Genomic DNA, 13,117 nt, shown 5'->3' with positions numbered 1-13,117 from the left:
CCCGCCTGCTAAATACGCCTTCCTCGTTTGTCGTGGAAGGCGTTTTCTTTTAGAACTTCACTTTAACCTGCACACCGGCTACCCAGGTATCTTTAATCTCTTTATTCGAGAAGGCACCCGGTTCTTTGATGTACTGCACGCTCGGGCGCACGGACAGCCACGGCGTAGCCTGAAGGTTATAGGTCATTTCAACCAGCTGCTCACCGATATCCAGACCGTTCACCATTTCTGCCTGGGCTAACTCGTCTTTGGCTCGCAGACTATCAACCGCGTTATCACGGCTGTGCTGGTTGTACACCGCACGACCGTAACCAATGGCAATGGCATCGTTGGGGCGCGATTCAAACGGACCATTTAGCACCAGACCGGCGGAATACCAGTGACGGAAAGGGGAAGTGGCTTCGTCGGTGGTGGTGGCCTGACCGAATACATGCAGATTCTGGCTGCGCAGGGAAGCGGATTGCCAGATGGTCTGATCCGCCAGTACATAAGCCCCCCAGCGTTTATCGGCGCGGCGGTCCGGCTGGTCAATACGTGCGACGTTGGAGCTGTCGTAGTAATAACCTAATTTGTACTGACCGGGCAGGGCGCTGTTGAAGTTGTAGATCAACTCAATCGGTACGATATAGCCGGTGGTGCCGGGAACGAACGGTTTAAATGCGTTTGATGATTCGCTGTTCTGCGTCGGGTTAACATTAAACACGGCGGTTTGCAGTGCCCAGCTGTCATTGAAGGTGTACTTCAGCTCACCGCCCAGATGCGCATTTGGGTAGTTGCCCCAGCCGCTGCCACCTGACAGGGAAAGCGGGTGGGCGCAGAATCCGGCGTTCATAAAGTTAGTCAGAATCGACAGACCACCAAAATCATTGCCCATCGCCAGCCAGCCCAGTTTGTACTGCAATTGCGGTGTAAACAGGGTGTTGGTGTAGCTGAATTCACTCAGACGGGTATATTCCCCACCATAAACTTCCTGAATCGGCAGACGGTTGCCCACCAGATCGGCAGAGGTGCTGCGTCCACGACGGTCGTTAATGCTGAGCTGGATGGTACCGGCATGTTCAGCATTAAACAGACGATTCAGATCAAAAGTGGCACCGAGGCGAATTTGCTGCGCATAGCGGGTGCCATAAGACTGGCCGCCACTGAGGACTCCGGCGGTTTCAGAAACATAATCGCCGGTTAAGTTGACGCCATGTTGCGCCAGGTCGGTGCGTGCACCTCCCCAGTCGCCGGTCATCGTGTCCTGATGGAAAAAGTCGGTTGCCTGTGCGGCAGGCATGGCCAGCGCACAAAGTAATGCCACAGGCAATGGCCTGATTTTAAAACGAATGGTATTCATGATGTGTAAATTGTGATTAGTGAAAATGCACGCTTATTGTACCGCTCGGTTCGTTTGAGGTCGCTGTTTTATTGACGTTTCATGACAAACTAAGTGTTTCTAAATTTCTTGAAGGGTAACTTCAGGTTTCAGCAATTTGTGCGGGGAAAAATAAGATGAAAAAAGAAAATACTCTCACGCTATTGCCATGAACATGGCATTTTCTGGTAATGATTTGGCCAAATATTTCTTGCGAGAGTAGGATGTTTCTGAAATGGATTCTGTATGTTGATATCCTTTCCACATTCAACCACTCGTAAGGAAACGTAGATGAGTGCTCTTTCCCTCAGTATTGAACGCTGGCGCAATATCGTCGAGCAAACTTATGACTTCTCTCTGCAATATCTCTACCGATTTGATGAAGATAAGCAAGAGATTAACGTTGAGTTACGTGATGATTCCGTCCCTAAACATTTTTTTTCTGCCAATACGGAAATCGTGTGTCTCACCGGTAAGAATGGTAGTGGCAAATCAGGCGTAATGAGCATACTGAATCTTACTGGCTCGTTGTTAAAGATCGGGCAAGTCGTGGAAGACGGAGCGGATGTCAGTGCTTATGCCTTCACCTATATTTTTACCCGATTTGACTATGTGTATGTGGTAAAAGTGACACAGGGAAGAGTTGCTGGCTTATGGCGGACAAGAGATAAGTTTCATGCTGATAAGATCATGCGATTAAGTTGTGAGCAGATAAAAAGTACGCCCATAGTAGACACCTGGTATTATGCTTCAAACAATCTTCAGTTGAGTTTCTCAGGGAGTAAGAACGCACGACACGATTTATCGATTTCGTATCGGAGGCGTAATAAAAGCCACGCAGGTCCGGATGAAGTGTTTTATTGTTATCAGGTTATGGACCATCTCGATCTGCAAGAGAGGATGGCATCGCGTTTGTTTACGTGGAATGTACAGCGTTCATGGTACCAAAAGTTTAGTCATGTTGAGGTCGCGTTGCCTGGCGATCTCAAATTACATGATAAGAAAAAATTTGTTGCCACACTGGTTGCACTGAGATTGCTATGGGCCATCGCGCGATCTTATGAGGAAAATAACTTTTTCTGGAAAGAGATAAATAAAGAAAATCCTGATATTAGGCATATTATTCCTGGGTATGTTTCATTGCTGTATTACATCAGTATGATTGACTCGGAAGATAGTGCATTTAAACTGCTTAATGAGTTTTCGCCGTTGTGTAATTATTTCTTTTCAGTTGATCCTTACACGCTGGTAAAGTCTCTGTATTATATGCAGCGTAGTAATTTCACCCGGAATGGAACGGTTCGTTATGAGTTTTCGCCTGTCAGGCAAAACGGTGAACCGTTTCGTAGTATTCTGTCAGTTATGGCAAAAATTAAAGAAAATGTCAGTGAAAGTCGTTTCACCATAGATCCTCCATTTAGCACTGGCGAGTGGAAAATCATTGATCTTTACGCCACTTTGCAGCGCAAGGCAAAAGACGCGAGAACCAGAGCAAATAATATGCAGTTACTGCTGGACGAACCTGATTCAGATCTGCATCCCGACCTGCAAAGATGTTTGATTAAATCGATGCTGGATTTATTAGCCACGTATTCGCAACGGAACTTTCAGTTAATTATTTCCAGCCATAATCCGATCGTTGTTTCCGATTTACCTTCCGCGAGTGTGATAGCGGTAGATCCGTCTTCTGAAATATTAGGGAAAACGTTTGGCAGCAATATTCACGATTTATACAAACACCGTTTCTTCGTTGATCGCTCGGTAGGTGCATTTGCGAGCAGTAAAATACGTGAGGTGCTGGAGGACAAGGAGGTTGATGAAGAGATGTTACGTTTTCTGATTGCTGAAACAGGGGAGCCAGTCGTTGTTTATGCCTTGGAGAATAAACTTAGGACACCAGAACATATGGCAAATCAGGAGATAGATCAATTTCTGTCCAGGTTAACGGAACAGCAGCGTGCACTGTTAAAAGGAAAACTCAATGAGGGATGATACGCCTTTTCTCGAGTGGTGTGTGCGGGTCAATTATTTCTCCGAATTTAATATCACGCTTGCCGTTAACAGGCATTTAAGAGCGGCGGTGATCACTGTTTTTTTCGCCGGAAGGACGAATGATTATGATCAGTTTAATATTGATATTGCCGCACTGAAGCATGTCAAATCATCAGCAACAAAAGTTGATTCACTGCGCATTTTCCTCAACAAATCAGAAGCTGCGTTGGTAAAGGCTGCTTTCATTAGCACACCATGGCAAGGTAAAAGGTTAAACAGGCGAAGCCAGGTCTTTGAGGCCGCATTACGTGGTCTGACACCCCAGCAGCGACTTGCCTTTAATACATGGATGGAGGCAAGCTACACGCGTTTCAGAAATTCAGTCTCGGCCCCCTGTTTTGCTAAGTCGCTCAGCACGGTGGTGTGCCCATACTGCGACAAAGCGTTTCTGGATGTGGGCAAACAGTTTTACGGTGAACTCGACCATTACCTGGATAAATCGACATATAGTTATTACGCCCTGAATATTCACAATTTTGTGCCTGTGTGCGGCATTTGCAATCGAAAGAAAAGTAAAACGGCGTTGCGACATTTCAACCCGAAAGACGATAGCCTGGATTCAGTATTTCACTTTTATCTCTCGGATGTGGATAAATATCATGCATTGGTAAACTACCAGGCAGAGGATATAAAAATCCGACAACATTATCTGCAGGGTAAAGAGCATCATCTGAAGGAGCTAAATGATACATTTTCACTGGATGACCGTTATGAAAATATGACCGCTGTCGTTGATTATCTGGCCCAGCTTAAGCGTATATATACACCGGAATGGATGGCTGAATTAGAAGCGACTTATGGGATTACCTTTTCCCGTGAGCAACTCAAACAATTACTATTAGGCCAGTTCAGTTTCCGCAACCCGGCGACCCGCCTGCAACCTTTAACTAAGTTAATTGATGATTTGGTTCGGGACCTGGATGTATTTAACGATATTCCGGTAAGGAACCCGATTCCGTAAGATGGTATAGAAGAAAAGCAAAAAGCCCGCTCAGGTTTCCCTGAGCGGGCTTCTCTAAATATGGCTCCTCTGACTGGACTCGAACCAGTGACATACGGATTAACAGTCCGCCGTTCTACCGACTGAACTACAGAGGAATCGGTTTCGATGGCGCGCATATTAATGGCCACTGGCAGATGTGTCAACAGCTAAAAACACATTTGTATTCAACTGGCTAGCAATAATACAAAGCGATCACGCTTTAAGCAGATTCCGGTGGTGCGGGGTTTAATCGTGCCAGTGGATCCTGGTGGTAAAACTGTTGCAGATGCTGGTACATCGCGGGAAAGCGGTTTGCCAGCAAATCCGGTGCGCTAAAGAAATACTCGGACAGCACCGCAAAGCATTCGGCAGCATCGCTGGCGGCGTAAGGATCGATAGTGGCGGCCTGCTCACCAACCAGCTCCACCTCGGCTTCAATTTGCTCCATCGCATGTAGCAAATCTTTCTCCCAGCTGGCGACATCACGCAGCGCAATCGCCGGGACACCGCTGGTATAACCGCTGCCGCGCGCATCCAGCTTATGTGCCACTTCGTGGATCACCAGGTTATAGCCGGAGAGATCGAACGAATCCTGAATATCCAGGGCGTTTAATACCACCGGACCTTGTGTCCAGCTCTGACCGGCGTGCACGGCTGCCGCCTGGTGCACCAGACCGCTTTCATCCTGCCAGTGGTCATCCACATTAAAGGGTTCAGGATAGATAAGGATCTCGTGGAAGCCATCGAGCCATTCCAGACCGAGTTTTAACACCGGCAGGCAAAACAATAACGCCAGTCGCGCGGTGCGCAGCTCATCCAGTTGCAAACCCTGAAGTGGAGTTATCTTTTTCTGTTGCAGGAAGCGCTGGGCCAGGGCGATCAAGGCTCGGTGCTCATCCTCCTCCAGCAGAGAGAAGATAGGCTGCGCCAGCGCCTGTTGCCACGGGAGTGCTGCAACGGAAGATTCAACCTGCGCTTGCCACGGCCATTTGAACATTGCATCACTCACTCTTCAGGGCGGAAGACGGTATCGTCGCGCGGTGCAGAGAAAATTACCAGCGCGGATTCAAAGCCGTCTATTCAACCTGTTAGCGAGGATTTTGTCTGTGACTGGGATTACAAAGGTGAGAGTTTTCCTCTCCCGCAGGCGGGAGAGGAGGGAGGATTTATTCACGTTCTACACGCTGGAACTCGATCACCCATACCCAGGGGTTAACTTCCCAACTGGTGGCACCGTATTGCTTTTGCCAGGCCTTGCGGTAGGCCTCTTTCGGTGATTCAGCATTCATATTCATGGTGAAGAAGTTATTCAGGAAGTGAGAGTCGGTCTGGACGCCTTCTGCCATGATGTCGTCTTCACTGATGTCCTGAATCTTCTCCGCGCGTACTGAGGTAATTTCCAGGTCGATGCGGCTGGCCCAGCGCGGCATATGGATGGCCGTCTGCCAGCCAAATTGTTCAGCATCCTGCATGTTCTCATCCAACTGCCCCAGTTCATTGCTGTCGGCACGGTACTGGCAGAACGACGGAAGACGGAAGGGGATAGGATCTCGCTCGTATTCAGTGAGCTGATCTTCGGGAACAATCGGCCCACGCCAGGTCTCACGCACCCACAGGCGATCGCCGGGTTTGCCATAGGGGCAATGATAGCTGATATCAGCCATCGACATGAGTTTGTAGCCATGCAGATGGTTCGCGCTGACGTCAAATGCGTGCACACCTTCGTGGTGATCCTGACCCGGACCAAATGCCTGAGTCTTCATAATGCGCCGGGTCTGTGTTTGCTGGCCAACCAACAGGGCGCGTACCCGCTGTTCGGAAAAAAGAATCGGCCGTTCTTTCATGATTTACCTCTTGTTATGTCACGAACCCGGAGAATCTGCTGCCTCATTCGCGTCTGCGGATGTGCAGAATTAGCATAATGGGTTTAAATAAATTTGCTTAATAATTTGTCGCCTTATAGTCAGGCCATCCGTGCGTTTTCAGTTTTAAAAATGGCTCATAAGCAAAAAGCGTGCTTACTTGGCTTAGACGGAAAAACAGAATCACATTTTTCTCAGATACAGTACGTTATAACGGACAAAATGGGAACTCTTTCAGAATATGCCGTGGGTGATCGGTTTACCGAAACGATTTTAAGTAGTGGGTTAAACCAGAATAATTGATTAACACACTATATCTGTATGGCTTTAAAACATTATGGCTGCTAAACAGAGTCGTTTAACTGAAACGAGGATGAGGAAATACCGAAAACATCTATGGTGCTGGGAAAGCGGAGTTAACAGCGCTATAACAGGATCAGGATCTCATTTTTTCCTCATGGCTTATGCAGGAGGGGTGTAAAGATAGTGTCATCAACGGGCCGCTATGATGTCCGCAGGAGTAGCACCCTGAGCCTGGCGGTGCTTTATAACAGCAATAACAGGAGAAGCACGATGTCGCTAACTGGTTGGCAAACACGATTCGAAAACTGGCTGCAGCAGAACTGGCTGCATGATGATAAAGCCCATGATATCGCCCACCTGCGCCGTGTCTGGATGAGCGCGTCGCGCATTATGCAGCAGAGTGATGCTGATCCGCTGGTGGTGCTCACTGCCTGCTACTTCCATGATGTGGTTAACCTGCCGAAAAACCACCCGGAACGCCATCTGGCCTCGACCTATGCCGCAGAAGAGACGCGTCGTATTTTGCAGCAGGACTTCCCTGATTTTCCGGCCGATCATCTTGATGCAGTTGCCCATGCGGTACAGGCGCACAGCTTTAGCGCCGGAATCGCTCCTCATACGCTGGAAGCGAAGATTGTGCAGGATGCGGACCGGCTGGAATCACTGGGGGCAATTGGACTGGCGCGCGTCTTTTATACCGCAGGCGCACTGGGTCGTCCGCTGTTCGATAGCGATGATCCGCTGGGTAAAGATCGCGAGCTGAATGATGTGCAGTGGACACTGGATCATTTTCAGAAGAAGCTGTTGCGCCTGCCGGAAACCATGCAAACGGAAGCTGGCCGTCAGCTGGCAGAATACAATGCTGACTTTCTGGTGCGCTATATGGCCAAACTCTGTGCGGAGTTACAGGGCAATCTGACCTCCATTGATGAATCGGTATTAAGAGATTTCAGCCCTATACAGGTTTAATATTAAATTTTTATGACAGCCTGTTAACTTTCGGCATCTTCCGCTACGTTGATGAAAATCAAAAAGGAGTAACAAGATGACCGAGACCGTTAACTTAACCATTAAAATTGATCCTGCGCTGAAAGAACACATCAAACAGCTGGCTCTGGACAACCAGATTTCCATGAGCCAGGAGATTGTTAATCGCTTGCAGGCGAGCTTACTGGCACCGTCTCAGGACGCGATTGATAATCAGGACACAGAGGAAGCACCGGCTGAACAGCTGAGTGCCGCGGAACTGAAACAGATCCGTACGCTGCTGAAGAAGCAGGGTAAGAAGAAAAAATAAGACTAAACCCGTCGCCTGACGGGTTTTTCTTTCCAGAAATTTAAGCGTGTTCCACGCGAAACTGCTGCGCGCGCTGCGCCAGGCGGTCTGAAAGATCACGCAACTGCGCAGCCGCGTCCACCTGCTGCGCATTAAGCGTTTCATTTTTCTGGAGTTGCTCGCTCATTGCCACCACTTCCTGGGCAATAGTGCTGACACGACGGCTCTGGGCCGTGGTATTGGTTTGCAAATCGTCCAGCTGTTGTACCACCCCCGAAACCGCGTGGCTTATTTGCGCAAACAACGTTTCCAGCGTTTTCACCTTATCGAAACCGTCACTGACATGCTGGCGCGTATGCTGAATCAGACCATCGATCTGTCGTGTTGACTGGCCGCTTTGCTGCGACAACAACCCAATCTCTTTCGCCACCACCGAAAAGCTGCGGCCATATACTCCAGCATGCGCCGACTCAATCGCCGCATTCAGTGCCAGCAATCGGGTTTGCAGCGAAAGATTATCCAGCATATCGACAATCCCGGCGATATCGCCGGAAGCGTTGACGATCTGCTGCATCTGATGTTCCATGTTATCCACCTCCCGCGCGCAGTTACGCATTAACGTATCGGCAGACTGGGCTTCCTGGGTGGCCTGCTGCGAGAAGCGCGCGCCATTTTCCACTTCTTCTGATACCCGATGCAGACGCTGTGACAAGTGATGGAAGCTGGCGTTTTGCGCCTGATGTTGCTGCATCACCTGCTCGTTATGCTGTTGCATATGTTCGGCACCGGCCGCAACACTCACCGCGACGGTGTTGATATCGCTCACGATCTGCTGCAACCCCTGGCGCATGGTATCGATTGACTGGAGTAACTGGCGTGTTTCCAGCGACTGGCGACCGGCTAAGGTGTGGCTGGCAAGCAGGTCACCGGTGGCGATTTGTGCCAGCTGGGCATTGGCGTGACGTAGTGGTCGTAATACACCGCGAATCAGCAGCGTCGCCGTCAGTAACAACAGGGCCATTAACAGCGCACTGACCAGCAAGGACAGGTCCCGGCTATGTTTCAGGGTGCTCAGGGTACTCTGATTCACGCTGCTAAGTTGATGGTTGGCCTGCTCGATTTCGCTGAACCAGGCATCGTTGAATTGCTGCTGAAATGCCTGCATCGGCACCATAAAGAAGGCGTTGATATCATTGGCGCTGAGACCTTTGAGCTGCTCCTGCAACCCGCCAGCCAGCAAAGCAAAACCCTGCGCCAGCGGGCTATCGGCTGCCGCATGATATTGCGTAAACAGCTGCTGTGCCTGATTTAACGAGTCCTGAGCGGCGGCGGCAAGGCTTTTCCAGCTATCCACTGAGCCGCTTTGCTGATCCTGCATCAGATAGATGGCCGCCCCATGGCTATTATCACTGGCGGTGAGTAACTCAATACGGGCTTTATCCAGCAGGGCCAGCCTATCCCGGAGCAGGCTGGCCTGTTGCAGCGAGGTTTGGGTCTGATTCACTTTACTGTTAAGCAACATCACGCCTGCCGATTGCAGCAGGCAAAACAGCACCATAAACAGCAAAAACTGGCTGCGCAGACTGGTGAGCCACAAAGGTATGCGCAGGGAAAGCCGGGCGCGCAGCCGCGCTGGCAGAGAGATAACGGAAAGGAGTGACATCAAACGCCCCCAAAAAATAAAAAGCAGTATTGGCAGGGCGTGTGACAGTTTGGTGACAGAGGAGTGACTGCCAGGGAAAACAGCAGAACACGCGTCACTAAAGGAAATTCTGGACCGAAATCACTTATTGTTATGCGTGTATTGCTCAATCAACGGCAGCAGCAATTGCGCGACAGCAGCAAATACCGGCACCACCACCGAGTTGCCGAACTGTTTATAAGCTTGCGTATCGGAGACCGGAATGCGGAAACGTGCTTCACCGGGCGCTTCAAACCCCATCAGGCGCGCGCATTCCCGTGGTGTTAAACGTCGCGGACGGCGCGCCATATTTCCGGGATGCTGAAAGTTCTGCTCGCCTAATGCGCTATCCCAGCCGCGATCGATAAGAATTTCCGAACCATCCTTGTAATAGCGTGCCGACAGAGTACGCACACAGACCACAGGATTACGCGGATCGTTCAGGCCGAAACCGAATCCATTACCTTTGGCTTTATGTTTTTTAGCGTACTGATAGAGATAGTTCCACAGCACCGGGGAGAGTGTGTATTTGGCATCGGGCTGCGGCTCCAGCAGGCTACTCAGGGCTGGCACTTGTTTCGGGTAAAGCGAGGAGAGGGTACGCAGGGAAAAACCTGCGCTGAGTCCGATATCACGCCGGATACCCACCAGCACGATACGTTCGCGGTGCTGTGGCAGGAAATGGCGCGCATCGACGATTTTGGCATCCGGCAGTCCATCGTCATGCGCATTAGCCACGTCATAGCCCAGTTCATCCAGCGTCGCCATGATGATGGCAAAGGTGCGGCCTTTATCGTGGCTTTTGAGGTTTTTGACATTTTCCAGCACAAAGAATGGCGGTTTTTTCGCGGCCAGAATACGTGCCACATCGAAGAACAGCGTGCCCTGTGCTTCACATTCAAAACCGTGTGCTCGCCCCATGGCGTTCTTTTTACTCACGCCTGCCAGCGAGAAGGGCTGGCAGGGGAAGCCAGCCAGCAGCACCTGATGGTCAGGGATTGTGTTGGCGATGTGCTGATAAATTTCCTGTTCATCAGTCAGTCCCGCCGGTTGTGTCACCTGACGAATATCGCTGTTAAAACTATGGGTCTGCGGATCGCAATAATGATTGGCTTTGTATGTGCGAACCGCCTCTTTATTCCATTCACTGGTGAAGATGCACTGGCCACCAATCTGCTCAAATCCACGACGAATGCCGCCAATGCCTGCGAACAGGTCAACAAACTGGAAGCGAGGCGCATCGTAATGTGTGGGTCGGCTGGGTAATAACGCCTGCAGGCTAGCCACTTCCGCACTGCTTAGCGCCGGTGCTGCCATCTTGCCCTGACGTATCCGGTTGAGACGTGTTACGTTCCAGTCACGACCACCGGCGTTGCTGAGTGTGATGACCAGATCGCGCGCGGCATAAATCGCCAGAACCTGTTGCAGCAGATTGCTGGCATCGTCATGGGTGGAAACAGTGAGCGGGGAGGGTGAGGCAGTCGCGGCGGTCTCTTCGGCGTGCATGCGTTTTTCCTTAACAGTGAAGCGGCTATGCTATCACTCATCTCATCATGAAGAAATTGGCCCGCAGTATCAGCAACAGGAGAGGCTTTCGCTTTTGCCCCAAACCGCTAAAGTTGAAGGAGCCACAAGAAGAAGGAAACGTTATGGCCGACGTCCATTCCCGTGATGTGCGCAGCAAAAATATGCGCGCGATTCGCAATCAGGACACTGAGATTGAACAACGTATCGCTTTGATATTAAAAGACCGCGGCTTTATCTATCGGGTACAGGATAAAGCATTAGCAGGTCGTCCTGACTTTGTTGTGCCTGCCCAGCAGGCGATTATTTTTGTGCATGGTTGCTTCTGGCACCGCCATCACTGTTACCTGTTCAAGATGCCCGCCACGCGCACCGAATTCTGGACCGGAAAAATTAACAGCAATGTTGAACGCGACAGGCGCTATGTCCGCCAGCTACAGGAGAGTGGCTGGAAGGTCCTTATCATCTGGGAGTGCGCCCTGCGCGGTAAGCTGCGTCTGGATGATGAAGCGCTGATCGAACGGCTGGAGGAGTGGTTACTGGCAGCCAGCCATAGCGGTGAAATTGATCATGCCGGTTTGCATCATTATCGCGCTGAATAAGGGTGATTGTTGCTTTTATACGCCATAACGGTTTAGATCTCCCCTTTCTCTGGGACGCGGAATATAGCCATGAGCAGCATCAAACTGACGGTCAAACGCCTGTACCAACTTCGTGACGAACGGATGATCAACACCCGAGCCACCGCACGTATCTATCTGGGAGATACGCTGGTGGCAACCGAAGAGATTACGGGTATGACGGAAAGTCCGGTGAGCAAATATTTGCACGCGGGAGATGTGGCAGGGCAACCATTACGCGTCGAGTGGGATTGTGCGGGCATCGCCGATATGTCGGTAACGGCGGTTGAGCGTTGCCCCTGTTGTCAGGATCACGAACCGGAATAAGGATAATATTTTGGCAGGAACCAGCTTACTGACGCTTCTGGACGATATTGCAACATTGCTTGATGACATTTCGGTCATGGGCAAGGTGGCAGCAAAAAAAACGGCGGGTGTCTTAGGAGATGATCTCTCGCTCAATGCGCAACAGGTTACCGGTGTAAAAGCCAATCGCGAATTGCCGGTGGTGTGGAGTGTTACCAAAGGCTCGTTTATTAACAAATTGATTCTGGTGCCGCTGGCGTTGCTGATCTCCGCTTTTGCTCCCTGGCTGATTACGCCGTTACTGATGGTGGGTGGCGCGTATCTTTGCTACGAGGGGGTGGAGAAAGTGCTGCACAGCCTGAATCATGATAAAGCAGAAAAAAGCCCGGAGGCGCGGCAGCAGCGGCTTGAGCAGCTGGCGCAGCAGGACCCTCGGGAATTTGAGAAGAATAAAGTGAAAGGTGCGGTGCGTACCGATTTTATTCTTTCCGCTGAGATCGTGGCGATTACGCTTGGCATCGTTTCTGAGGCTCCGTTGCTGAATCAGGTGCTGATTCTGGCGGGTATTGCGATTCTGGTCACCGTCGGCGTCTACGGTATTGTGGCGGTGATTGTGAAAATCGACGACCTCGGCTACTGGCTGCGGGAAAAGTCGTCCACGCTGGCGCAGGCTGTCGGCGGGCTGTTGCTGGCGGCGGCACCGATCCTGATGAAAATTCTGTCGGTGGTGGGGACGGTAGCAATGTTTTTGGTCGGGGGTGGCATCGTGGTCCATGGGATAACGCCGCTGCATCATGCCATTACCGAGTACAGCGACGGATTTGGCCCGCTGATCTCGGCGTTGCTGAGTAACGGTGCCAATCTGGTACTGGGATTCCTGATTGGGTCGATCGTGCTATTAGTGGTGAATCTGGTTGCCAAATTGCGTGGATAATCGTTATAAAGCGCAGGAAATTTTTAATCACGGGTCAGGAGAACGATGATGAACGACGATATGTTTGAATTTGATATCGATGCACAGCTGGAACAGGCTGAGGCGAAAGCAGCTGAAAAAGCGCGCGAAGTGCCGACCGATCTGAGCGACGAAGCCGACTGCGAAGGCTGCAAAATCTGATTTTCCCACCCGGGAAACGATTTCAAAGCGGATAATAATT

The 13,117-nt window shown here is 50.5% G+C and carries 13 protein-coding genes and 1 tRNA gene; 8 read left to right on the top strand and 6 right to left on the bottom strand.

Annotation, left to right across the window (positions count from 1 at the left end; translation table 11 throughout):
• Positions 1-49 precede the first annotated feature (49 nt).
• On the bottom strand, positions 50-1,303 hold the full coding sequence (locus AC6I8X_RS12050) for a carbohydrate porin (protein WP_313683288.1): 1,254 nt from the start codon (positions 1,301-1,303) through the stop codon (positions 50-52).
• 345 nt (positions 1,304-1,648) lie between these two features.
• Here AC6I8X_RS12050 and AC6I8X_RS12045 point away from each other — a divergent pair, with 345 nt between their 5' ends.
• A complete protein-coding gene (locus tag AC6I8X_RS12045) occupies positions 1,649-3,349 on the top strand; it encodes an AAA family ATPase (protein ID WP_497839852.1) in 1,701 nt (566 codons plus the stop codon).
• Complete coding sequence (locus tag AC6I8X_RS12040; RefSeq protein WP_313683290.1) at positions 3,339-4,370, top strand: hypothetical protein; 1,032 nt, start codon at positions 3,339-3,341, stop codon at positions 4,368-4,370. The genes AC6I8X_RS12045 and AC6I8X_RS12040 overlap by 11 nt, the downstream gene beginning before the upstream one ends.
• Positions 4,371-4,431: 61 nt before the next feature.
• On the opposite strand, the gene AC6I8X_RS12035 is transcribed toward AC6I8X_RS12040, so the two are convergent.
• From AC6I8X_RS12035 to AC6I8X_RS12025, 3 genes are all read right to left on the bottom strand, one after another.
• A tRNA-Asn gene (locus tag AC6I8X_RS12035) sits at positions 4,432-4,507 on the bottom strand.
• A 104-nt stretch (positions 4,508-4,611) separates the two neighbouring features.
• Positions 4,612-5,388: a DgsA anti-repressor MtfA gene (mtfA, locus tag AC6I8X_RS12030; protein WP_497839851.1), complete on the bottom strand. Its 777-nt coding sequence runs from the start codon at positions 5,386-5,388 to the stop codon at positions 4,612-4,614.
• A gap of 169 nt (positions 5,389-5,557) precedes the next feature.
• Positions 5,558-6,235, bottom strand: a complete 678-nt coding sequence (locus AC6I8X_RS12025) for an ASCH domain-containing protein (RefSeq protein WP_299449558.1) — start codon at positions 6,233-6,235, stop codon at positions 5,558-5,560.
• 591 nt (positions 6,236-6,826) lie between these two features.
• Between AC6I8X_RS12025 and AC6I8X_RS12020 the strand changes: the two genes are divergently transcribed.
• Positions 6,827-7,525 (top strand): phosphohydrolase, encoded by a 699-nt coding sequence (locus AC6I8X_RS12020; RefSeq protein ID WP_208715483.1) that lies wholly within the window; start codon positions 6,827-6,829, stop codon positions 7,523-7,525.
• 76 nt (positions 7,526-7,601) lie between these two features.
• Positions 7,602-7,853: a hypothetical protein gene (locus tag AC6I8X_RS12015; RefSeq protein WP_084875645.1), complete on the top strand. Its 252-nt coding sequence runs from the start codon at positions 7,602-7,604 to the stop codon at positions 7,851-7,853.
• A gap of 40 nt (positions 7,854-7,893) precedes the next feature.
• On the opposite strand, the gene AC6I8X_RS12010 is transcribed toward AC6I8X_RS12015, so the two are convergent.
• Both AC6I8X_RS12010 and dcm read right to left on the bottom strand, forming a co-directional pair.
• Entirely contained in the window at positions 7,894-9,495 is a 1,602-nt protein-coding gene (locus AC6I8X_RS12010; RefSeq protein WP_313686181.1) for a methyl-accepting chemotaxis protein, read from the bottom strand.
• Positions 9,496-9,615: 120 nt separating this feature from the next.
• Positions 9,616-11,019, bottom strand: coding sequence for a DNA (cytosine-5-)-methyltransferase (gene dcm / locus AC6I8X_RS12005; RefSeq protein ID WP_497839850.1), 1,404 nt, complete (start codon positions 11,017-11,019; stop codon positions 9,616-9,618).
• A 143-nt stretch (positions 11,020-11,162) separates the two neighbouring features.
• Here dcm and AC6I8X_RS12000 point away from each other — a divergent pair, with 143 nt between their 5' ends.
• The 4 genes from AC6I8X_RS12000 to AC6I8X_RS11985 all read left to right on the top strand — a co-directional run bounded on the left by AC6I8X_RS12000 (position 11,163) and on the right by AC6I8X_RS11985 (position 13,077).
• Positions 11,163-11,639, top strand: a complete 477-nt coding sequence (locus AC6I8X_RS12000) for a very short patch repair endonuclease (protein WP_313686184.1) — start codon at positions 11,163-11,165, stop codon at positions 11,637-11,639.
• Between the two features lie 69 nt (positions 11,640-11,708).
• Positions 11,709-11,984: a hypothetical protein gene (locus tag AC6I8X_RS11995; RefSeq protein ID WP_299449562.1), complete on the top strand. Its 276-nt coding sequence runs from the start codon at positions 11,709-11,711 to the stop codon at positions 11,982-11,984.
• Between the two features lie 10 nt (positions 11,985-11,994).
• A complete protein-coding gene (locus tag AC6I8X_RS11990) occupies positions 11,995-12,897 on the top strand; it encodes a DUF808 domain-containing protein (RefSeq protein WP_497839849.1) in 903 nt (300 codons plus the stop codon).
• 45 nt (positions 12,898-12,942) lie between these two features.
• Positions 12,943-13,077, top strand: a complete 135-nt coding sequence (locus AC6I8X_RS11985; protein ID WP_021182849.1) for a hypothetical protein — start codon at positions 12,943-12,945, stop codon at positions 13,075-13,077.
• Positions 13,078-13,117: the final 40 nt, after the last annotated feature.

The sequence above is a fragment of the Pantoea sp. X-Soil-TKNS-1280 genome, assembly GCF_059730475.1.
This window is presented reverse-complemented; position numbering and strand designations above follow the sequence as displayed.